This is a genomic window from Flavobacterium commune (genome assembly GCF_001857965.1).
Taxonomy (GTDB): Bacteria; Bacteroidota; Bacteroidia; order Flavobacteriales; family Flavobacteriaceae; genus Flavobacterium; species Flavobacterium commune.
This window is the reverse complement of the sequence record NZ_CP017774.1, coordinates 1,314,196-1,336,365: the sequence shown is the minus strand read 5'-3', so window position 1 is coordinate 1,336,365 and position 22,170 is coordinate 1,314,196. Positions and strand designations below refer to the sequence as shown.

Annotated in this window: 18 protein-coding genes; 6 read left to right on the top strand and 12 right to left on the bottom strand. The window is 34.4% G+C overall.

What is annotated here, in order from left to right; translation table 11 throughout:
- The first annotated feature begins 71 nt into the window (after positions 1-71).
- Together BIW12_RS05545 and BIW12_RS05540 are read left to right on the top strand one after the other, a co-directional pair.
- Positions 72-2,093: a tetratricopeptide repeat-containing sensor histidine kinase gene (locus BIW12_RS05545; protein ID WP_071186167.1), complete on the top strand. Its 2,022-nt coding sequence runs from the start codon at positions 72-74 to the stop codon at positions 2,091-2,093.
- A gap of 6 nt (positions 2,094-2,099) precedes the next feature.
- Positions 2,100-2,786 carry a response regulator gene (locus BIW12_RS05540; RefSeq protein WP_071184184.1) on the top strand — a complete coding sequence of 229 codons (687 nt, stop codon included), beginning with the start codon at positions 2,100-2,102 and terminating at the stop codon, positions 2,784-2,786.
- A gap of 67 nt (positions 2,787-2,853) precedes the next feature.
- Here BIW12_RS05540 and BIW12_RS05535 read toward each other — a convergent pair whose 3' ends face one another.
- From BIW12_RS05535 to BIW12_RS05485, 11 genes are all read right to left on the bottom strand, one after another.
- Positions 2,854-4,008: a beta-ketoacyl synthase N-terminal-like domain-containing protein gene (locus BIW12_RS05535; RefSeq protein ID WP_071184183.1), complete on the bottom strand. Its 1,155-nt coding sequence runs from the start codon at positions 4,006-4,008 to the stop codon at positions 2,854-2,856.
- A 201-nt stretch (positions 4,009-4,209) separates the two neighbouring features.
- Positions 4,210-5,481 (bottom strand): adenosylmethionine--8-amino-7-oxononanoate transaminase, encoded by a 1,272-nt coding sequence (gene bioA, locus BIW12_RS05530; RefSeq protein WP_071184182.1) that lies wholly within the window; start codon positions 5,479-5,481, stop codon positions 4,210-4,212.
- Between the two features lie 40 nt (positions 5,482-5,521).
- Positions 5,522-6,142 carry a dethiobiotin synthase gene (gene bioD, locus BIW12_RS05525; RefSeq protein WP_071184181.1) on the bottom strand — a complete coding sequence of 207 codons (621 nt, stop codon included), beginning with the start codon at positions 6,140-6,142 and terminating at the stop codon, positions 5,522-5,524.
- A gap of 107 nt (positions 6,143-6,249) precedes the next feature.
- Entirely contained in the window at positions 6,250-6,654 is a 405-nt protein-coding gene (locus BIW12_RS05520) for a GxxExxY protein (RefSeq protein WP_071184180.1), read from the bottom strand.
- A 29-nt stretch (positions 6,655-6,683) separates the two neighbouring features.
- Positions 6,684-7,835 (bottom strand): aminotransferase class I/II-fold pyridoxal phosphate-dependent enzyme, encoded by a 1,152-nt coding sequence (locus BIW12_RS05515; RefSeq protein WP_071184179.1) that lies wholly within the window; start codon positions 7,833-7,835, stop codon positions 6,684-6,686.
- Positions 7,836-7,897: 62 nt separating this feature from the next.
- Positions 7,898-8,179 carry a F0F1 ATP synthase subunit epsilon gene (locus tag BIW12_RS05510; protein ID WP_071184178.1) on the bottom strand — a complete coding sequence of 94 codons (282 nt, stop codon included), beginning with the start codon at positions 8,177-8,179 and terminating at the stop codon, positions 7,898-7,900.
- A gap of 84 nt (positions 8,180-8,263) precedes the next feature.
- Positions 8,264-9,775, bottom strand: coding sequence for a F0F1 ATP synthase subunit beta (gene atpD, locus BIW12_RS05505; RefSeq protein ID WP_071184177.1), 1,512 nt, complete (start codon positions 9,773-9,775; stop codon positions 8,264-8,266).
- A gap of 295 nt (positions 9,776-10,070) precedes the next feature.
- Positions 10,071-12,953 (bottom strand): TonB-dependent receptor domain-containing protein, encoded by a 2,883-nt coding sequence (locus BIW12_RS05500; protein WP_071184176.1) that lies wholly within the window; start codon positions 12,951-12,953, stop codon positions 10,071-10,073.
- A 232-nt stretch (positions 12,954-13,185) separates the two neighbouring features.
- On the bottom strand, positions 13,186-15,030 hold the full coding sequence (gene glmS / locus BIW12_RS05495; RefSeq protein WP_071184175.1) for a glutamine--fructose-6-phosphate transaminase (isomerizing): 1,845 nt from the start codon (positions 15,028-15,030) through the stop codon (positions 13,186-13,188).
- A gap of 11 nt (positions 15,031-15,041) precedes the next feature.
- Positions 15,042-16,781, bottom strand: coding sequence for a DUF4270 domain-containing protein (locus BIW12_RS05490; RefSeq protein WP_071186165.1), 1,740 nt, complete (start codon positions 16,779-16,781; stop codon positions 15,042-15,044).
- 22 nt (positions 16,782-16,803) lie between these two features.
- Positions 16,804-17,607 carry a glycogen/starch synthase gene (locus tag BIW12_RS05485; protein WP_071184174.1) on the bottom strand — a complete coding sequence of 268 codons (804 nt, stop codon included), beginning with the start codon at positions 17,605-17,607 and terminating at the stop codon, positions 16,804-16,806.
- A 79-nt stretch (positions 17,608-17,686) separates the two neighbouring features.
- Between BIW12_RS05485 and panC the strand changes: the two genes are divergently transcribed.
- The 4 genes from panC (at position 17,687) to radA (ending at position 21,562) form a co-directional block, all read left to right on the top strand.
- Complete coding sequence (panC, locus tag BIW12_RS05480; RefSeq protein WP_071184173.1) at positions 17,687-18,565, top strand: pantoate--beta-alanine ligase; 879 nt, start codon at positions 17,687-17,689, stop codon at positions 18,563-18,565.
- Between the two features lie 14 nt (positions 18,566-18,579).
- Positions 18,580-18,930, top strand: a complete 351-nt coding sequence (gene panD / locus BIW12_RS05475) for an aspartate 1-decarboxylase (protein WP_071184172.1) — start codon at positions 18,580-18,582, stop codon at positions 18,928-18,930.
- A gap of 128 nt (positions 18,931-19,058) precedes the next feature.
- On the top strand, positions 19,059-20,201 hold the full coding sequence (locus BIW12_RS05470; protein ID WP_071184171.1) for an alpha/beta hydrolase: 1,143 nt from the start codon (positions 19,059-19,061) through the stop codon (positions 20,199-20,201).
- A complete protein-coding gene (radA, locus tag BIW12_RS05465) occupies positions 20,201-21,562 on the top strand; it encodes a DNA repair protein RadA (RefSeq protein WP_071184170.1) in 1,362 nt (453 codons plus the stop codon). The genes BIW12_RS05470 and radA overlap by 1 nt, the downstream gene beginning before the upstream one ends.
- A gap of 79 nt (positions 21,563-21,641) precedes the next feature.
- Here the strand turns inward: radA and BIW12_RS05460 are convergent, their stop codons facing one another.
- Positions 21,642-22,121: a regulatory protein RecX gene (locus tag BIW12_RS05460; RefSeq protein ID WP_071184169.1), complete on the bottom strand. Its 480-nt coding sequence runs from the start codon at positions 22,119-22,121 to the stop codon at positions 21,642-21,644.
- Positions 22,122-22,170: the final 49 nt, after the last annotated feature.

Below are 22,170 nucleotides of genomic sequence, written 5' to 3'. Positions count from 1 at the left end.
TTTAAAATTAGTATTTTTGGTAAAATTCAACATTACTATTGAAAACAGATACTATTAAATTAATTTTTTGTATGTTATTATTCGTCTTTTTTGGATGTACCCAAAAAAAGACAGATAAGCAATCAATTCAAACATCCAATGATAGTCTTCCAGTTTATTTTACTTTAGCGAATGATTTTAATCTTTCACGACAAAAAAGATTAGAGTATATTCAAAAAGCTAATGAAATTGTTGTTAATCAGGCTAATGATTCTCTCCATAGAGTAAATCTTTTTAAAATAGCTAACAGATATTATAATATTGGTGACTGGAAGGAGTACAGTAAAGCGGTCAATTTAGTGTTAACTAATTCTGAGAATGCTGGTGATACTATTAGTATGGCGAAAGCTTATGGTTATTTAGGAGATTATTATCTTCGAAAATCGGTTTCTGATTCTGCTTTTTTGTATTATTATAAGGCAGAAAAAATTTATGCTACATTAAATGATAATTATCAACTTGCGAGAACAATTATCAATAAGGCGGAATTGTTGTTTAGAGTGGGTGATTTTATTGGAAGTGAAAAAGAAGTGTTTAAGGGACTTCGCATAATTAAGGAAGATGAAAATGAGGCGGCTAACGAAATTAATTATGATGCCCATAATATGTTAGGTATGGTCTATAATAGTATGGGGGAGTATCAAGATGCAATTTCATATCATAAAAAGGCATTGGAAATTCTTGATAGAATGCAAATAATAGGAATAAGCCAAACTAAGGCAATTTCTTATTTGAATTTAGGTTTAGTGTATGTAAAATTAAAGAACTATAAAGTTGCAAGTGATTATTTCTTAAAAGGAATCGAGCAACAAAAAATGGATAATCAAGATCCTAGTGTTTACGCATTACTTTTGGATAATTTAGGTTATTCTAAGTTTAAATTAGGTGAAAATGATAGTTTGCCAGATTTGCTTTACCAATCTTTAAAAATTAGAGATAGTTTAAAACTCAATTCAGAAATTCCAGTAAATAAAATCCATCTTTCGGAGTATTATCATTCTAAGAATGATGGGGCTAAATCTTTACAGTTTGCAAGAGAAGCACTTGTTTTAGCAAGAAAAATGAATATGCCACGAGAGACTTTGCTCTCTTTGAAACAGATTACAACTATCGATCCTCAAAATGCTTCGAGTTACTCTAAAGAGTACATACGTATTAATGAAGAGTTGCAACAATATGAACGTAAAATTGGAGAGAAATTTTCCCGCATACAATATGAAACAGATACCATTAAAGGAGAGTATTCGGATTTAGAAACTAAAAATCGAAATCTGGTTTATTTCTTTAGTGGTTTGACTATTTTGGGACTCTTTTTGTATATCATCAAAGCACAAAAAACTAAAAACAGAGAGTTGTTGTACAAACAACAGCAACAAAAAGCCAATGAGGATATTTATAACTTAATGATTTCACAACAGAATACTATTGAAGCCAATAGGGTAAAAGAGAAAAAACGTGTGGCTCAGGAGCTCCACGATGGGGTTTTGGGTAGGATGTTTGGTGTGCGAATGAATCTGGAAGGCTTGAATCGGTTTAATGATGATTTAGCCGTTGATCAGCGAAATGCTTATTTGGCTGAATTAAAAAATATTGAGCAGGATATTCGTGAAATTTCACATGATTTGAATAGGGAAAAATCAGAATTAATTAATAACTTCGTTGCAATTGTAGATAATCTTTTTGAGGAACAACGAAAAACTTTCTCCTGTAAATTGTTTTCCAGTATTGATTCGAATATAAAATGGGATTTGGCTGTCAACTCAGTAAAGATTAATTTATATCGAATTATCCAGGAATCTTTGCAAAACATTAATAAGTATGCAAGTGCAACAACAGTTAGGGTAGAGTTGAAAAAACAGGGAAACAATATCGAATTAACTATCGTTGATGATGGGGTAGGTTTTAATGTTAATTTGAAGAAAAAAGGGATTGGCTTGCAAAATATGATTTCGCGAGCTAAAGAATGTAATGGTGAATTTAATGTGAAATCTAAAAAAGGGGAAGGAACAACAATTACGGTTGTAATTCCGTTAGAAACAACAACTAATACCTAATAATAAATGACAATTGAAACTGCTGAAGCAAAGCTCAAAAAGAACATCTTAATTGTTGATGATCACCCTTTTATTATTCAGGGCTATAAAAACGCCATTACCCGTTATGAGCCTAACCGATATGAGTTTTCTATTTTAGAAGCCAAGGATTGTGAATCTGCTTATCACGTTATCACAAATCCTGAAGTTAGTTTTGATATTGCTTTTCTGGACATTAGTATGCCTTCTTATGAAGCAATGAATCTTTATTCGGGAGAAGATTTGGCTAAGTTAATTTTGGAATACATGCCTAATTGTAAGATTATTATGCTTACTATGTTTACGGAATTTTTGAAGTTAAAAACTTTGATTAACAATGTAAATCCAAGAGGTTTGGTGATAAAAAATGATTTAACTTTTGATGAATTGTTGCTTGCTTTTGATATGGTAATAAAAGATCAAATTTATTATAGTAAATCTATCTTGGCAATGCTGGAGTCTCATGATAACTCAATTGAGATTGATTTATTTGATAAGCAAATTTTGTTTCATTTGTCAAAAGGAACTCAAATTCAGGACATGCCTCAGTTTATTCCGATATCATTAAATGCAATTGAATCCAGGAAACTAAATCTTAAAGAGCTGCTTAATGTAGTAGGAGCAGAGGATGTAGAACTTGTAAAAGCTGCTAAAAATAAAGGTTTGATTTTTTAATTTTCGAAATTAAGATTTACAAGTAACCTCAAATTCGTTGATAATCCGTGAATTTGCTTTTTTTTGTTTAAATAGACAACAAAACACTCACTGCATTACCACCAAAACCTACAGCGTTTACCAATACTTTTTTTATCGGTTTGCTTTGTGTTTGCCCATTCACAAAAGGTACTCCAATAAATTGATTGTGTTGCAACATCAAAACGGCTAATTCAACGCTCAAGATTCCCGAAGCACCAAAAGTGTGGCCTATTTTCCACTTATTGGTAGTTAACAGCGGAAGGTTTTCTCCAAATATTTTTTGAATAGCCTTATACTCGGTCAAATCACCCGCTTTTGTTCCTGGCGCATGCATTACAATTACATCAACATCTTCTAAATTGATATTCTGCAAAGCCATTTTCATCGATTTCTGAAAACAATTCGCTTCTGCCGAAATAGAAATATTGTGCTCCAAAATTTCGGTAGCATAGCCAATGCCTTCGATAAAAGCTAAAGCATTCTCTTTCTTCCCTATTTCGAGACAACAAACTGCTGCTCCTTCACCCAGAATCATCGAATTGAGTTTTTTATCGAAATTCAGCGCCTGATTAGGGTATTCTTCCTCACTATGCGAATATATTTTCAAAGCACGCATCTGAGCAATGGTAAAATCAGTTAAAGGTGCCTCACTTCCGCCAATAAGAAATTTATCAACCATTCCGGCACGCAACCAGGCCACACCATTTAAAAGGGCATGCAAAGCCGTAGAACAAGTAATAGAATGCGAAATTTCAGGCCCTGTATTTTGCAAATCGTGCCCAACCCAAGAAGAAATATTCCCCAAAGTAGTTGTTGGCGAAGCTAATGTTTGCGCCTTACCTGTTTCCAAATATTCCTTAAAATGTTTTTCGAATAAATCTGTTGCGCCACGCGAAGAACCGATATTGATTCCAAAAACCGAATTGGTATCCCAGCCTGCATTTGCAACCGCTTGACGCGAAGCAGCCATGGCGTACAAAACCGATTTGTCTAACGACTTGTATTTAATATCCGATTGTTGCAATTCAGCCACAATTTGCTGTAAATTTTCATCTAACGAAGCCACCCAGCTTTCCTGATTGTCTAAATGCTTTTTAGAAAAAAAATGCTTTTCAGAAAGATAATTTTTCCAAATGGTTTTCTGGTCATTACCTAAAGGAGAAATGGATGCTAGAGCTGTAATCGAAATTATTGTTGACAAGGCTAATTTATTTTACCGCAAAGGTCGCAAAGTTTTTTGTAAAAATGATAACTATTTAAACACGAAGAAGACAAAGAAAGCACAAGGTTCACAAAGCTTTTATTTAATCAGTAGTTGAAAATAGAATACGGTTTAAACGGACAGGAAATAGTTTTTTAACAGTGCTCTTAGCGCCTCCCTTGTGTTCTTCGTGGTTAAACTTTAAACTATTTCCAATGCATTTTCGACCACTTCATAGACTTTTTGTAATTGTTCATCCGTAATGATATAAGGCGGTAAAATGTAAACAATATTCCCTACCGGACGCAGAATGATTCCGTTTTCGATAAAGAAATTATATAATTTAGTACGCATCGTTCCGTAATAACTTTCTTCGTTTTCTTTCTTTATTTCCAATGCAAAAATAGTCCCCAAAACACGGGTCGTAATAACTTTTGGATGATTCTTAATACGTTCTTGAAAAGCCAAATGATTGGCATTTACCCGAACTAAATTAGCCTGCATTTCGGGAGTTTGCAACAATTCAAAACTGGCTAATGCTGCAGCGCAACCCGTAGGATTTGCGGTAAATGTATGTCCGTGAAATAAGGCTTTATTAATATCATCATCATAAAAAGCTTCAAATATTTCCTGGGTAAAAGTGGTAATCGCCATCGGAATTGTTCCACCTGTCAACGCTTTAGACAAACACATCATATCTGGTTTTTGCTCGGCATAATCCATAGCAAAGATTTTTCCTGTTTTGCCAAAACCCGTCATGACTTCATCCGCAATAGTAAGCACATTATTTGCTGCACAAATTTGGATTAACTCATCCAAAGCATTCGGTTCATACATTACCATACCAGCTGCTCCTTGTACCAAAGGTTCAAAGATAAATCCGGCACAATTATACTCCTGAATCACTTTTTTCAAAGCATCAAAACTTTGCTGTTCCTGTCCTTTGACCGGAACCGGAATACGCACCACATCAATAAACATTCCTTGAAAAGCCTGGGTATAAAACGAAATTCCACTTGCTGCCATAGCTGCAAAAGTATCGCCGTGAAAAGCATTTTCGAAAGCAATTATAGTTGTTCGTTTCTCACCCTTATTGAAAAAATACTGTAAAGCTACTTTGATTGCCACTTCAACTGAAGTCGAACCATTATCAGAAAAGAATATTTTTTGTTGGTTTTTAGGAAGAATTTCAATCAACTTTTCTGCCACCTTTACAGCTGGTTCATGTGTAAAACCTCCAAAGAGAACATGCTCTAAAGTCGTTAATTGTTTATAAATCGCATCGGCTATGAATTTATTACTATGCCCGAAAGGATTCACCCACCACGAAGCAATAGCATCGATGTATTCTTTATTATTTTCGTCCCAAAGCAAAGCACCTTCGCCTTTTGTAATTGCAATAGGGGTTTGAGCCGTTTTATGTTGGGTATATGGATGCCAAAGATATTGGCTGTCTTTCTCTATTAAATTCATTTAATTTTTGATTTCAAATTTGAAATTGATTTTGTCATTGCTATTGAAGTTTCAACAACTCGTTTCGAAATAAATCGGCATATTCACGAATTACATTTTGGTCAAAATAGGGTTCTTCGTCAATTCGTCCAATACATTTTAAAGCTGTTTTTTCCAAAATGATGGATTCTGTAGATTGATTCTCTTTACCATTAAACAAAATTCCCGCAATGGCAATATTTCTACTTTTCAAAGCTTCAATAGTTAATAAAGTGTGATTGATACTTCCTAAATAATGACGAGAAACTACAATAACTTTATAATCTGGTTTTATCAGATCAATCACGCAATCTTGATTATTCAGTGGAACAAAAAGTCCTCCAGCACCTTCAACCACTAAATGATTCTCTGTAACTGGTTCTTCAATTTTTCCTAAATCAATAACAATGTTATCCAATTGAGCAGCCAAATGCGGACTCGCTGGCGTATTTAAAGCATAGCTGTTTGAATGAATTACCGTTTTACCATTTGAGATAAAAGACTTTATTTTATGACTGTCTGAGGTGTTTAAATCTCCTGCCTGAATAGGCTTCCAATAATCTGCCTCTAAGGCTTCGGTTATAATGGCTGATGCAATAGTTTTACCTACATCGGTACCAATTCCTGTTATAAATAATTTCATAGATTTTTTTGTTTCGCAAAGATTCACAAAGATAAAGGAAGATTCACAAGACTTCTTTTTCAAAGTTTTAAAATAAATTAGCCCACGGATTTAACTGATGAAACGGATTATCGCTGATTGCTTAAATTCTTCTTTCTATCATTCGTATAAATAATACGTTTAAATTCTGGTTCTTCTCCAAAATTTAACAAAAGACCAACTTCAATTGCTGTCGCTTTTAAATAATTCATTAGTTGAGCAACATGCGCATTCATAAGTAATTCACATGCTTTTAATTCAACAATAACTTTATCTTCAATTAATAAATCTGCGTAATACTCTCCAATCAATTGCCCTTTTAAATATACTTTTATAGGTTTTTGAGCATCAACTTTATATCCTTTTTTCTGTAATTCAAAATACATTGCGTTTTGGTATACTTTTTCTAAAAAACCATACCCTAGGTGATTGTATATATCGAAATACACTTTTAAAATATCATCTGTTATATTTTTATGTAATAACTCACTCATATAAAATCAGTATTAATCCGTTTCATCAGTTAAATCTGTGGGCCAAAAACAAAAGTACTCAACAATTGTAGAACATTCGAAATTTCATCTTTCGAATTAAAAGCATGTAGACAAAAGCGTAGTCTTTCCTGTCCTTCGGGAACCGTAGGCGAAAGTATGGCTTTAACATCAAAACCTTTTTCCTGAAGTTGTTTTGCAATAGATTTAACCTTTTCATTTCCCGGAATAATAACCGACTGAATCGCCGATTTACTTCGAACAAAAATGGGTTTTAACCCCAATAAATTCTTTTGCTGATTGAAATGAATGATATTCTCACGCAGCAACTTAATATCCTTGTTTTCTTTTTCTAAAAACTGATAAGCAACCAGAATTGTCGCAACGGAATGTGGCGAAAGCCCCGTAGTATAGATAAAACTTCGGGCAAAGTTTACCAAATATTGTTTCAATTCCTGACTTCCCAAAATAGCTGCTCCATGACAACCCAAGCCTTTTCCAAAAGTCATGATTCGCGCAAAAACTTTGTCTTGCACATCAAATTCCTGAACCAAACCTTGACCTTTATCACCAAACACACCCAAAGCATGCGCTTCGTCAAGAACTAAATAACAATTGTGTTTTTCAGACAAATGAACTAATTCTTTCAAGTTTGGCGTATCTCCATCCATTGAAAAAACGCTTTCGGTAACAATGTAGATAGTCGTATTTTGATTTCGAAGAATTAATCGCTCTAAATCTTCAAAATCATTATGATTGAACTTATAAGATTTCGAATAAGACAACTGGATTCCGTCACGAATGGAGGCATGACATAGTTCATCATACAAAATCAAATCTCCTTTTTGAGGAACAGAACTAAAGAATCCCACATTGGTATCATAACCAGAATTAAAAATTAGTGCAGTTTCAGCTTGATGAAATGTGCTAATAAAATTTTCTGTTATACTATATAAATTATGATTTCCAGAAAGCAATCGGGAACCGGTTGCTCCATTTTGAACAAAAGCATTATCTAATAAATATTGATGCGTTTGATTAAAAATCAACTCTGATTTTGAAAAACCAAGATAATCATTGGATGCAAAATCAATTAAATTAGCTTCAGAAGGCAACTGGCGTAGTGCATTATTTTGAATTCTGGATTCTATTTTTGCTTTAAGGATATTAGGTAGATTTCTCATAAATCAAAAGTAAAAAAAAACGCCAAGCAAAGCTTGACGTTCTTGTATAAATCTAAATTGTCTTAGTCAGCTAAAACAATTATTTTGTTGTCTTTCATTTCAATAGTTCCTGAAGAAATAGCTAAAGTGTAGTTTTGATCATTTACTTTCGAAAACAACTTTGCTGATTCTTTGCTAAACTTAAATTCTGGTGCTGTAATTTTTACAGTTCCTTTTTGAAGCAAGGAAACAATTGGAGCGTGATTATTTAAAATTTGAAAGCTTCCACCAACACCCGGTAAGGTTACTGATGTTATTTCTCCTTTGAATAAAGATGCCTCTGGTGATACTATTTCTAAAATCATATTTTTTTAAGTTAGAAGATGGAAGACGGAAGACGGGAAGACTAGAAAAAAACTTCTAGCTTCTAACTTCTAGCTTCCAGCTTATTATGCTTCAGCTAACATTTTCTCTCCAGCTTCGATAGCTTCTTCGATAGTCCCTTTAAGGTTAAAAGCTGATTCTGGCAAGTGATCTAATTCACCGTCAATAATCATATTAAATCCTTTGATAGTATCTTTAATATCAACTAATACACCTGGAATACCCGTAAATTGCTCAGCAACGTGGAACGGTTGAGACAAGAAACGTTGTACACGACGTGCTCTTGATACAGCTAATTTATCTTCTTCAGATAACTCTTCCATACCTAAGATAGCGATGATATCTTGTAATTGTTTGTATTTTTGAAGAATCTCTTTTACTCTTTGTGCACAGTCATAATGCTCATTTCCTAAGATATGTGGAGTCAAGATACGAGAAGTAGAATCCAATGGATCTACCGCAGGATAAATACCTAACTCAGCAATTTTACGAGACAATACTGTTGTAGCATCTAAGTGAGCAAACGTTGTTGCTGGCGCTGGGTCAGTTAAGTCATCCGCAGGAACGTAAACCGCTTGTACAGATGTAATAGATCCTTTGTTTGTAGAAGTAATACGCTCTTGCATAGCTCCCATCTCAGTTGCCAATGTTGGTTGGTAACCTACCGCAGATGGCATACGACCTAAAAGTGCCGATACCTCAGAACCTGCTTGTGTAAAACGGAAGATATTATCAACGAAGAACAATACGTCTTTTCCTTGATCAGATCCAGCTCCATCACGGAAATACTCAGCAATAGATAATCCAGAAAGTGCCACACGTGCACGAGCTCCTGGTGGCTCATTCATTTGTCCGAAAACGAAAGTAGCTTTAGACTCTCTCATTCCTGGCAAATCTACTTTAGATAAATCCCATCCTCCATTTTCCATAGAGTGCATGAATTCCTCACCGTATTTTATAATTCCTGACTCTAACATCTCACGAAGTAAGTCATTTCCTTCACGTGTTCTTTCTCCTACTCCTGCGAATACTGAAAGTCCACCGTGACCTTTTGCAATATTGTTAATCAACTCCTGAATCAATACAGTTTTACCAACACCGGCACCACCAAACAATCCAATTTTACCTCCTTTTGCATAAGGCTCAATCAAATCGATTACTTTAATACCTGTAAATAAAACCTCAGATGAAGTTGATAAATCTTCAAATTTTGGAGCCTGACGGTGAATTGACATTCCGTTCTCACCTGTTTTAGGCAATTCTGGTAAACCATCAATAGCATCTCCAACAACGTTGAATAAACGACCGTAAACATCTGCTCCAATCGGCATTTGAATAGGATTACCTGTTCCTATTACTTCATATCCTCTGCTCAAACCATCTGTTGAATCCATCGAAATGGTACGAACAGTATTTTCTCCAATGTGAGATTGTACCTCAAGGATTAATTTAGTACCATCTTTTTTTACGATTTCTAATGAATCATAAATTTTTGGAAGTTCAACATCCTTACCGTTGAAAACAACGTCAACTACTGGGCCAATGATTTGGGCAACTTTTCCTATTACTCTAGACATTACTTATGTATTTATTAAACAGCTATTTAGGTTTATGAAACTTACCTTATCAAAATTCAATGAATTAGGTGTTTTTTCAGAGCGCAAAGATAATTTTTTAAAATAAAAAATCAACAATTTTATTCAAAAAACATAAAAAAATAAAATGCAGTATAAAAACAGCCCTAAAACCGACTTTTATAAAGACACTTTTTTCTAAAAAACAAAAAATCACTTCTTGATAAAACCGAAGTGATTTTGTTAAACCATATAACTAAATTGTGATTTTTTAATGCGATTTTTTAAATCGATACAATTATGGATTGATTGTCCATGAAGCAAAATATTGCTGTCCTATTAATCCGGCACCCAAAACCTGAGTATACTCTTTTCCACCAATATTGGAAGCACCTATTTTTAAAGTTGATTTTAATGAAGGAATGTTGTAATTAATTTGTGCATCGACAACAGTAGCACTATCCACCATACCATCCACCATAGCAGACTGCCATAAATAACTATCGTTCCATCTTCCACTAATATTAAATCCGAAATTTTTAAACAGCTTCTCATTTCCGAACGAAGCCTTCACCCTATGTTTCGGTGTATTAAACCCTGCTTCAAAACTAGGGTCTTTAGCCTGATCAAAACTAAACTCAGCATAATTATAATTTACTCCAAGTTCAAAATCCTTATAAACTTTTTTTGAAAGACCCAGACCAAAACCAAATGATTTGATTTCAACATCAGTATTTGTGTACAATTGGTAAATTCTGACATTCCCATTTGCTAAAGCGTGCAAAGATTGAACTTCAGGATTTGTTGCATAAGTTGGAGCTCCTGAAGCAAAATCAAAAGTATTGGACGCTTTACCGTATAAAGGAGCAATAGCATTGGCACTTCCTATAAAATTGTTGTAAATATTATAATAGGTACTAATATCAATTATCACATCTTTAACCCGCGAGCGGTATCCTAATTCAAATGCTTTTACTTCTTCGGGCTTAACATAATTAACATCTGTTTTTCTTAACAAAGCTGCTGCTCCTGGCGTGTTTCCGGGATTAGCCGCTGCAAAAGCAGCAAAAGCCATTACTGATGAGGCTGTATAGGAATTATTATAAGCATTGTCTCCTGTCATAACGACTGATGTTCCGCCCGCATATAATTGCCCAACAGCCGGAGAACCATTAGCAACCGGTCTTGTTTCAGAATATCTCGATAAATTATCCGGAGCCGAACCTATTAATACCGCATTCCCCACATTAAACCCTATATACTGATCCTGAGTAGTTGGGTTTCTAAAACCTGTTTGAAATGAGGCTCTGAAATTATGATTCTTGGCTTCACCTCCTGAATACACTAAGGATAACCTTGGCGAATAATTTCCTTCAAAATTTTTAGATTTATCATATCGGATGGAACCTGTAAATTTCAATCTTTCATCCAAAAACTTTTTCATCAATTGGGTATAAGCACCATACTCATTGTAATTGATAATTCCATTAGCATCGGTATAAATTCTCCCAAATGAATTTAGCTCGTATTTTCGATACGAACCTCCAATTTGAATTTCAGCAAAAGAAATTAAATCTTTGAAATTGTAATTTGCATCAGCATGATAAATTTTAGAATTATCGACTAATTTAGAACCGGATAATACGTCAGGATTAGAAATAACCTCATTAAATGCATTATTGAATGCGGCAGTTCCAGGAATAAGTCTTCCTGTTTCGGCAGCAGCACGGGCAAAAGCATGAGATGCGCTAGCGTTTCCTGTGTATGTAGGTCCAAACAAACCGGCATAAGCCTGAGAGTAAGCACCTGCATATTGTCCGAACCAGTCGTTATCTGATTTCCACTTTCTGTTGATATTAATTCCTGTAAATTGCATGTCGTAAGATTGCCCACCATCTTCAGAAGTTGTGTAACCTCTCAGGAAAAAATTCTTGCCTTTGAATTCTATTTTATGCTGTTGCATGAAAAAGTTATTTAGATAATAACGATTAGCACCTTGATAAACCGCATTTCCAAATCCGAATTTACTCAACCAGATAATTTCGAAATTTTCTTCCCCAAACGGTCTAAAATGGAATGAAAGATCAATTTTAGTATTACTGGCTTTATTATTGGTTAAGTCAATTTCGTTATAACCCGTTCTTGATACATTTTCGTTAGGCAATAATGCTGCCAGATTTGACGGAAGCAAATTATTAGCTACCATTGTTTGCCCTACAGTATATATATTAGTAGAAACTTCATCTCCATATATGTTTATACCATCATAATTTTGATGATCTCTATCTCTCCCTGCGATTGTTTTGTCTCTATAATTTGTAGCAAACCAATCAGTACCTCGCATGTAAGTAAAATTTGCTTTGGCAGCAAAATGTTTATCAAAGGCATGAGCCATTCTGATTCCGTAATCAATATAATCATTTGAGCCTGCAGCTTTTTGACTGGTTTGTCCGTATTTGGCATAAGCTGTTATTCCTTGATAAGTAAAAGGGCTTTTGCTATTCATAAACATAATACCATTAAAAGCATTAGCACCATATAAAGCAGAAGAAGCCCCAGGTAATAACTCTACATTTTGAACATCGATTTCAGAAATACCCACCATATTTCCTAAAACAAAATTTAACAAAGGAGACGAATTATCCATTCCGTCCACTAATTGCAGGAAGCGAGAATTGGCTACAGTAGCAAACCCACGGGTATTAATAGATTTAAAAGTCAAACTACTGGTATTCATTTGAACTTCTTTCAAATTCTCTAAACCATCATAAAAAGTAGAAGAAGCTGTTTTTTTAATATCGGCAATACCCATTCTTTCGATTGTAACTGGCGATTCAAAAACTCTTTCAGGTGTTCTGGATGCCGAAACCACGATTTCATCTAGTAAATTGTGTTTTTCAATAAGAACAATGGTAATTTGTTGTTTTTTAGAATTAATGCTTATTCTTTTTGATTCAAAACCAATAAAACTCACTTCTATTTCATAAGGTAGTTCTTTAGAAGTATTGAGTATAAATTTTCCATCGCTATCGGTAATTGTGCCGGCCGAATCGCCAATTACTCTGATATTTGCTCCGATAATTGCCAGGTTATTTGTTTCAGTAACAACTCCCTGGATAGTGTTTTGAGCGTTTAGTACGCCACAAAGCAATAATGACAAAAGAAATAAATACGCTCTCATATAGATTGGTTTTATTGATTTACTAATTCAAAAGCCTTCCACTTTCTCATAACTGCATCACCAAAAAAACAAAGCGTTTTCGACTAACTAAATTTAGATAAAAAAATCAACATTTAACAAATTATGTGTCAGAAAATTCAATTTTTAATAATTAAGACTGATTATTAAGAAACTTGCATAAAAAAAGCAAGACGTATCGCCTTGCTTTTTAGATTTTTATTTCGAATTGTTTTTATTCTACAGTAACTGATTTTGCTAAATTTCGAGGCTGATCTACATTACAGTCTCTGTAAACAGCTATATAATAAGACAACAACTGCAGCGGAATAGTAGTAATCAAAGGCGATAGAGCATCTGAAGTTTCAGGAATTTCGATAACATAATCGGCTAATTCCCTAACCTGAGTATCACCTTTAGTCACAACCGCAATAATTTTACCGCTTCTGGACTTAATTTCCTGAATATTACTAACTATTTTGTCATAATGCCCTTGCTTAGGAGCAATTATTACAACCGGCATTTGTTCGTCAATCAACGCAATTGGTCCGTGTTTCATTTCGGCAGCAGGATAACCTTCTGCGTGAATATATGATATTTCTTTTAGCTTTAAAGCTCCTTCTAAAGCTACCGGAAAATTATAACCACGACCTAAATACAAGCAATTAGGTGCATCTTTAAACGCAGCAGCAATTTCTTTTGCGCTGTCAATAGTTCCCAAAGCTTCTTTTACTTTCTCAGGAATTAATTCCAACTCCAATAAATATCTATGGAAATCAGAATGTGACAAAGTGCCTTTTGCTTTAGCCAAACGCAAAGCCAACATGGTCAACACTGTAATTTGAGTTGTAAAAGCTTTAGTCGAAGCCACCCCAATTTCAGGACCAGCATGTGTATAAGCACCTGCATGAGACTCTCTTGAAATTGAAGAACCAACCACATTACAAACACCAAAAACAAATGCTCCTTGCTCTTTGGCTAATTTAATAGCTGCCATAGTATCGGCAGTTTCTCCTGATTGAGAAATAGCGATAACTACATCGGTGCTTTTTATAATTGGGTTTCTGTATCTGAATTCAGAAGCATACTCTACTTCTACAGAAATGCGTGCAAATTCTTCAATAATATACTCCGCAACTAAACCTGCATGCCATGAAGTACCACAGGCAACAATAATTATTCTTTCGGCATTTAAGAATTTTTCCAAATTATCTTCAATCCCAGACATTTGAACAATTCCTTTATCAGCATGTAATCTTCCTCTGTAAGTATCTTTGATAACGCTAGGCTGCTCAAAAATTTCTTTTAGCATAAAGTGGTCAAATCCTCCTTTTTCAATTTGCTCCAAATTCATTTGAAGCTCCTGAATATAAGGATCTACTAAGCTGTCATCTTTAATTTTTCTAATCTTAATTGATTTCTTCAAATTAATATTAGCCATTTCACCATCTTCTAAATACACTGCATTTGAAGTATATTCAATAAAAGGCGAAGCATCAGAAGCAATAAAATATTCACCTTCACCCACACCAATTGCTAAAGGACTTCCTAAACGGGCAGCAACAATTTCGTCAGGATTTTTAATATCAAAAACAGCAATTGCATAAGCTCCTACCACTTGATTAAGTGCTAACTGAACTGCTTTTCCTAATTTTAATTTTTCTTTTTTCTGAACTTCTTCAATCAAATTCACTAATACTTCAGTATCAGTATCGGAATGAAAAACATAACCACGCTTCATTAGTTCTTCTTTTAATGGCGCATAATTTTCAATAATTCCGTTGTGAACAATTGCTAATTCACCTGAGTTTGAAAGATGGGGATGCGAGTTTACATCATTCGGGACACCATGCGTAGCCCAACGGGTATGACCAATTCCGATAGTTCCGTTTGTATTAATCTCTTTTTGTGCTTTTTCTTCAAGAGCAACAACCTTTCCTTTTGTTTTACAAACCTTAATCGCACCATCGTAAACCATTACACCAGCACTATCGTAACCTCTGTACTCTAGTCTTTTTAAACCTTTAATAACGATAGGATAAGCCTCTCTATGACCTATATAACCAACTATTCCACACATAAATTTTTATATTAATCGGGTTTTGTGTAATAAATTTCTAATTTTAATCTTTTGTCGTAATCAGCATTTCCTGAAGGGATGTTGTTTCCAAATAGTACAACGCCTAAAGGATTCATTATCGATGCCTGAGGCACTTTAGAAAATGTTGTTTCCTGATCTGGTAAAATTACTGAAGTACGTAATTTATTCATTGTGATATTGTTGATGTCTTCCGTAATAACTACTCCTAGTTTAACATTTACCGAATCTTTGTTTTTTACTAAACTTCTAATTTGATTTGTTAATCGAATCTTATAGGTTTTATAATTTTTAGGATCATTAGCATTTAAAGTGTTCAATAAACCACTGTATATTAAACGTCCTGTTTTAACCGTTGTTCCTGTTGTTCCATCATAAAGGTAGTCCAAAACCGGGATGTTATTAGTTAAATCATATAAATAAATACGTTTTGGCAAGGCCGCATTTGCTCCCATAGTTGCAGCATCAATATGAAAAACCAGGTTAGCCTCGTTTATCAATAATTTTTTGGTAGCTGAAAGTTGTTTTAAATCGTCTAATTCATCCGGAACATGGTTCGAACCAATAGTAGGCTCTCCAGCAGCATTATATCCTCTTTCATCGGTTTTGTTAAAAAGATCCAATACAGCCATAGATCCTTGACCACCTTTTAGATACAATTTACTGTCTCCGGTAGTACTATTTGGATTGTTGGTAGCCGTATCATAAGCCGGAGTATTAGTGTTTGATAATAAACTAACTGTGTTTCCGGTTAAATTAAGCACTATGGATTTATCTATTCGATCTGTTTTTGAAACATCATTACCGTTTGCGTCTTTTGTAATTGTAACAAGGTCTTCTTTATATTTAACGGTAATAGTTCCTTCTTTAAAATTCATCAAGGCCATTTGACCTGGATTTGACCCGGATTTTTCTACTTTAAAATATAGACCTCTAAAGAAGTTTTTGAAAACATCATTAGTGGTTAGTTTCCCAGGATCAGTACCGTCAATTTTTTTAGCGGCATCAATAATTTTTGTTTTAAAATAATCTTTGTTTAAAGACAAACGCATTGCAGGAGCAAATCGTGTAACTACATCTTCTTCATTTTCCTTAGTAGTTTCTTTGCGTTCGGCAGGGTTAAAGAAAAAAGCATCATTTTGAGATACATCAGTATCATTATTCAAACGTACTGATGCTATCAGATTATTAAAATCGCCAGCCTGATCGGTGTAGAATTTTTGAGGTTCTAAAAAACCAGTCAAAGGATCTAAATCCCTCATAAAATAACCCGACTCATAAACGCTTAATTTTATTTTTGATTTTGCAGGGCCATAAATGGAGTCCAAAATATAAGTACTGTCTCCTGAACTAGTAATTGCTACATCAGGATCAACATGACTAAAATAAGGAATATTTAAAATTACACTTTCAATTTCAGGATTAGCACCAATAACAGGATTTACTGAAACCGGATTTGAAGGAGACAAAACAACCTGAGTAACAAAACTGGCTTCGGTTGTACCAAAAACAGGATCGTCGTAAATTCCTAATGGATTAATGGGTAGATTATTAGATTGTACCGCTTCGACTTTTTGGTTATAAGCCTGAACTTCATAACTGTCAAGTTCCAAACCAAAATGTTCATTGCCTATTAAATCTTCTCCAATAGAATTAAAATCTTTATCGCATGAAATAAAAAAAACGACTGTTATTGCTATTAGAATTATCTTAAAAAAAGAATTATTACGCATATTTGATAATAAAAAGTTGGGATTAAAGCATTTCTTTGTAAAAATTATTATACGCATCAGCGAAAGAATCTTTAGGGACGTAAGATAGAAAAGGTTTTCCTGAAGTTTCAATAAATTTTGTTAAACTTGAACTTACATTAGGCGAAGCAATAATTACTGCATCCGAATGCATTACAGTTGCTTTAATAATATTCTCATAATCAGGAGTCGAAAGCATAGCTACTTCCTCTTGTGGTACTCCGTCAAGTTTGACTTTGTTAATCATTTCGACATCTAAAGTACCGTCGAAAGACTGTCCGTAAACCGAAGTAACAATCTTCGTGTCAGAAAACAAGGCTTCGTTTTTATAAAAATGTTTCATATAAACAGGCAACATAGCTGCCATCCATCCATGGACATGAATAATATCAGGAACCCAATTCAGTTTTTTTACTGTTTCAACAACTCCTTTTGCAAAAAAGATAGCGCGTTCGTCATTATCAGGATAGAGTGCTCCATCTTCATCAGCAAAGGTTGCTTTTCTTTTAAAATATTCGTCATTATCAATAAAATATACCTGAATTCTTTCTTTAGGAATTGATGCTACCTTAATAATCAAAGGCATATCTAAGTCATTTACTACCAAATTCATTCCGGATAGTCGAATTACTTCATGCAATTGGTGACGTCTTTCGTTGATATTTCCATATCTTGGCATAAAAATTCTGATTTGTCCCCCCTGATCATTTACCATCTTAGGAACATCATAAGACATTAAAGAAACCTCATTTTCAGCCAAATAGGGCACCACTTCAGATGATACGTATAATATCCTCTTATCTTTCATATTGTAATTTACTTAGTTAAGTTGGTAATAAAAACCACGCAAAATTACAAAATTTTATGCAGTTATTAACTAATATATTATGTTTGCATTTAATTTTAATAAAATAACCATGCCTATTTTCTATGGAAAAGCCGCTTTAATCGATTTTTTAAATTCTGTTAAAACGTCTCATTCCACTATTGGTTTTGTCCCAACAATGGGCGCTTTGCACCAAGGACATCTTTCATTGATGCAGCAATCACTAGCAGAAAACAACACTACCGTAGTGAGTATTTTTGTCAATCCTACTCAGTTTAACAATCCCGAAGATTTAGAAAAATACCCCAGAACTCTGGAAGCAGATACTCAAAAAATTGCTGATTTAGACAAAAATATAATTGTTTACGCACCTTCTGTAGAAGATATTTACGAAGGAAAAACGGTTTCACAGGAATTTGATTTTGACGGATTAGAAAACCAAATGGAAGGCAAGTTCAGACCGGGTCATTTTAACGGAGTGGGAACAATTGTAAAAAGATTGTTCGAAATTGTAACTCCTAACAATGCTTATTTTGGAGAGAAAGATTTCCAGCAATTACAAATTGTCAAAAAAATGGTCAGCAAAAACCAATTGGCAGTAAACATAATTGGTTGCGAAATTTTCAGAGAAGCTAACGGACTTGCTATGAGTTCCCGAAATGAACGCTTATCAAAAATAGAAAGAGAACAAGCAGCAATGATATACCAAACATTACTTGAGGCCAAAGAAAAATTCAAAACGCAAAGTTGTGAAGAAGTAAAAAATTGGGTAAAAGAAGTGTTTCAATCCAATAGTATTTTTGACTTAGAATACTTTGAAATCGCGGACGAAGCGACACTTCTTCCTTGTGTTGAGCAATCAAAAAATAAAAATTATCGTGCATTTATAGCCGTTTTTGTTAATAATATTCGATTGATTGATACCATTTCGCTAAAATAATTTACTTTTGTGCCATGCAAATTCAAGTATTAAAATCAAAAATTCATCGGGTAAAAGTAACAGGAGCCGATTTAAATTACATAGGCAGTATTACCATCGATGAAACCTTATTAGAAGCATCTAATATTATTGAAGGAGAAAAAGTATCCATTGTTAACATCAACAACGGAGAACGTTTTGACACTTACGCCATAAAAGGAGAAAGAAATTCCGGCGAAATTACATTGAACGGCCCGGCAGCCAGAAAAGTACAGAGAGATGATATTATTATCATTATTTCGTATGCTACAGTTGATTTCGAAGAAGCAAAAACTTTCCAACCCTGGATTATTTTCCCAAATGAAAATGACAATTCATTGACCTAAAACAGTATTAAAAATTATCAAATAAATGAAGCGTTTCCTAAAAGAAGCGCTTTTTGTTTTTATAAGCTTTCTTTTACTTTGGTTAAAAAGTAGTATATTTAAAATCGAATTTTATAAACTCCCAAATCATGAAACAAGCACTACTTTTATTCTTTTTTTCGATTTCATTATTTGCTCAAAAAACTACCGAATTAATCAAATCCAACAAACTCGGAGAAACCAGAGAAATTACAATAAGTCTACCTGCTTCTTACGAAAACAGTTCAACCAAAAGATACCCGGTTTTATTGTTATTAGACGGAGATTATTTATTTGACCCTTTTCAGGGAGCTTTGAAATATGGAGAATATTGGGACGACTTACCCGAAATGATTATCATTGGAATCAATCAAAAAAACAGCCGTATGAACGACTGCGCTTTTGACCCCGCTGAAGGAACACCAACCAAAAGATCGGCGGCTTTTTACAACTTCATTGGCGAAGAACTCGTTCCTTTTATTGATAAAAAATACCGTACGGCTCCTTTCAGAATTATTGCCGGACATGACACTACAGCCGGATTTTTAAATTTCTTTCTTTACAAAGAAAACTCCTTTTTTAACGCTTATATTTCACTCAGTCCGGAACTCGCACCGGGAATGGAAAGCCAAATTGCAACCAACTTAAGCAATGCAAAAAAACCGATATTTTACTATCAATCTTCAGCCGATGGCGATATCAAACAATTACTTCAGCCTATAGAAGAATTGGATGCTCAGTTAAAATCAATTACAAATCCGTTAGTGAATTACCAATACAATAAATTCAGTAACGCTTCCCATTACTCCTTAGTTTTATTTTCGGTGCCAAATGCTTTGTACCAAATTTTTGATAGTTACAAACCTATTTCTTCAACGGAATTCACCGAAAAAATTGCAATTTTGCCATCCGGTTATGTGGATTACTTAATTAAAAAATACCAAAACACAGCCGAAAAATTAGGTTTGCAAATGCCTATACGAATCAATGATTTCAAAGCCATCGAAGCTGCTATCTTAAAAAATAAGGCTTATGATGAATTAGAAAAATTGGCCCAAATTGCCAGTAAAAATTATCCAAAAGCAATGCTTGCTGATTACGAACTGGGTTTGATGTATGAAAAAACCGGTGATGCTAAAAAGGCTGCCGCCAAATACCAGCGTGCTTCCCAACTGGAAGAAATTGGCGATTTGACTAAAGAAATGATGTACAATAAGTACGATGATATGAAAAGCTTAACTGTAAAAAAATAATGTCAAAAGTTAAAACCTCTTTTTTCTGCCAGAATTGCGGAACATCTTACGCCAAATGGCAAGGTCAATGCAACGCCTGTAAAGAATGGAATACCATTGCCGAAGAAATCATTCAAAAACAAGATAAAGTTGCCTGGAAAAGCGAACCTACACCAAGCAACAGAGCACCAAAACCTTTAAGAATTACCGAAATCGATTCGACTCAGGAAATCCGTATGGACACCACTGATACCGAATTGAATCGCGTTTTGGGTGGCGGTATCGTACCGGGTTCACTCACACTTCTGGGCGGCGAACCGGGAATAGGGAAAAGTACGCTTTTACTCCAAATATCCTTAAAACTACCATATAAAACCTTATATGTTTCAGGCGAAGAAAGTCAGAAACAAATAAAAATGCGCGCCGAAAGAATTACACCTTCAAGCGATAACTGCTACATTCTGACCGAAACCAAAACGCAAAATATCTTCAAACAAATCGAAGCCATTGAACCGGAAATCGTGATTATCGATTCGATTCAAACCCTGCATACTGATTATATTGAATCAACAGCGGGAAGCATTTCGCAAATCAGGGAGACTACTGCCGAACTAATTAAGTTTGCCAAAGAAACTAATATTCCTGTGATTTTAATTGGTCATATTACCAAAGACGGAAACATTGCCGGACCAAAAATACTGGAACACATGGTCGATACCGTACTGCAATTTGAAGGTGATCGAAATCATGTGTATCGAATCCTACGCTCGTTAAAAAACCGTTTTGGTTCTACTGCCGAAATTGGTATTTACGAAATGCTGGGTAGCGGACTAAGAGAAGTTTCCAATCCGTCGGAAATATTGATTTCGCACAAAGACGAAGAATTATCAGGAACCGCTATTGCCACCACATTAGAAGGCATGCGCCCACTGATGATTGAAATCCAATCCTTAGTCAGCACGGCAGTTTATGGAACTCCACAACGCAGCACCACCGGTTATAATGCCAAAAGACTGAATATGATTTTGGCCGTTTTAGAAAAAAGAGCCGGTTTCAGACTTGGCGCCAAAGACGTTTTCCTAAACGTTACCGGAGGCATTTCAGTGGATGATCCTGCGATTGATTTGGCTGTTGTAGCTGCTATTTTATCATCGAATGAAGATATTCCCGTGAACAAAGATTTTTGTTTTGCTGGCGAAGTCGGACTTTCGGGTGAAATTCGTCCAGTAAACCGTGTGGACCAACGCATTCAGGAAGCCGAAAAATTAGGATTTTCTACCATTTTTGTATCCAAATACAATAAAATAGCCTTGAAAAACACAGGAATCAAAATTGAATTAGTAGCTAAAATTGAAGATGTAGCGAGTATGCTTTTTGGGTAAAAAACTACAAAAAAGACCAATACTGTTTTTTCGGTATTGGTCTTTTTTATTTCTCAAAAAATAGTTTTTGAATACTGCATTATTTGGTATTATTGTTTTCTAATTCGCAAACTTTATCATAAATCAAATTACTCTCAAATCCACGTCTAAGCATAAAATCGCAAAATTTCTTTCTTTTCTTCAAAGCATTTTTTTCCATAATGGATTCCCAATTTCTATTTGCCAAAGTATCAAAAGTGCTATAATATTCTTCTTGACTAATTTCTTTTAAAGCAATATTAATTAAGGTTTGATTGATACCTCTGAATTTTAATTCATTGGTAATTCGGATCTTTCCCCAATGTTTGATTCGATGTTTTCCTCGGGCAAAACTACAGGCAAAACGTTCTTCGTTTAGAAAATTTTCGTTGATAAGATGGGCAATAATATGGTCTATTTCATCTGAATCCATTTTCATGTTTCGCAATTTTTGCTCCACTTCCTGATGACACCTTTCCTGATAAGCACAATAATGTTCTATTTTTTGAATGGCTTCTTTGATGGTAAATACGTCTTTCATTTTAGACTATTCCAAATTAAATTTAAAATTCTCAGCCATAAAGGTACTT

What these genes read in the sequence shown, in the direction of transcription:
- BIW12_RS05500 (WP_071184176.1), bottom strand. Translation starts at nt 12,953, where the DNA reads ATGAGAGCGTATTTATTTCTTTTGTCATTATTGCTTTGTGGCGTACTA.
- panD (WP_071184172.1), top strand. Translation starts at nt 18,580, where the DNA reads ATGCAAATTCAAGTATTAAAATCAAAAATTCATCGGGTAAAAGTAACA.
- panC (WP_071184173.1), top strand. Translation starts at nt 17,687, where the DNA reads ATGTTTGCATTTAATTTTAATAAAATAACCATGCCTATTTTCTATGGA.
- BIW12_RS05470 (WP_071184171.1), top strand. Translation starts at nt 19,059, where the DNA reads ATGAAACAAGCACTACTTTTATTCTTTTTTTCGATTTCATTATTTGCT.
- BIW12_RS05460 (WP_071184169.1), bottom strand. Translation starts at nt 22,121, where the DNA reads ATGAAAGACGTATTTACCATCAAAGAAGCCATTCAAAAAATAGAACAT.
- atpD (WP_071184177.1), bottom strand. Translation starts at nt 9,775, where the DNA reads ATGTCTAGAGTAATAGGAAAAGTTGCCCAAATCATTGGCCCAGTAGTT.
- bioD (WP_071184181.1), bottom strand. Translation starts at nt 6,142, where the DNA reads ATGAAATTATTTATAACAGGAATTGGTACCGATGTAGGTAAAACTATT.
- BIW12_RS05515 (WP_071184179.1), bottom strand. Translation starts at nt 7,835, where the DNA reads ATGAGAAATCTACCTAATATCCTTAAAGCAAAAATAGAATCCAGAATT.
- bioA (WP_071184182.1), bottom strand. Translation starts at nt 5,481, where the DNA reads ATGAATTTAATAGAGAAAGACAGCCAATATCTTTGGCATCCATATACC.
- BIW12_RS05545 (WP_071186167.1), top strand. Translation starts at nt 72, where the DNA reads ATGTTATTATTCGTCTTTTTTGGATGTACCCAAAAAAAGACAGATAAG.
- BIW12_RS05490 (WP_071186165.1), bottom strand. Translation starts at nt 16,781, where the DNA reads ATGCGTAATAATTCTTTTTTTAAGATAATTCTAATAGCAATAACAGTC.
- radA (WP_071184170.1), top strand. Translation starts at nt 20,201, where the DNA reads ATGTCAAAAGTTAAAACCTCTTTTTTCTGCCAGAATTGCGGAACATCT.
- BIW12_RS05540 (WP_071184184.1), top strand. Translation starts at nt 2,100, where the DNA reads ATGACAATTGAAACTGCTGAAGCAAAGCTCAAAAAGAACATCTTAATT.
- glmS (WP_071184175.1), bottom strand. Translation starts at nt 15,030, where the DNA reads ATGTGTGGAATAGTTGGTTATATAGGTCATAGAGAGGCTTATCCTATC.
- BIW12_RS05520 (WP_071184180.1), bottom strand. Translation starts at nt 6,654, where the DNA reads ATGAGTGAGTTATTACATAAAAATATAACAGATGATATTTTAAAAGTG.
- BIW12_RS05510 (WP_071184178.1), bottom strand. Translation starts at nt 8,179, where the DNA reads ATGATTTTAGAAATAGTATCACCAGAGGCATCTTTATTCAAAGGAGAA.
- BIW12_RS05485 (WP_071184174.1), bottom strand. Translation starts at nt 17,607, where the DNA reads ATGAAAGATAAGAGGATATTATACGTATCATCTGAAGTGGTGCCCTAT.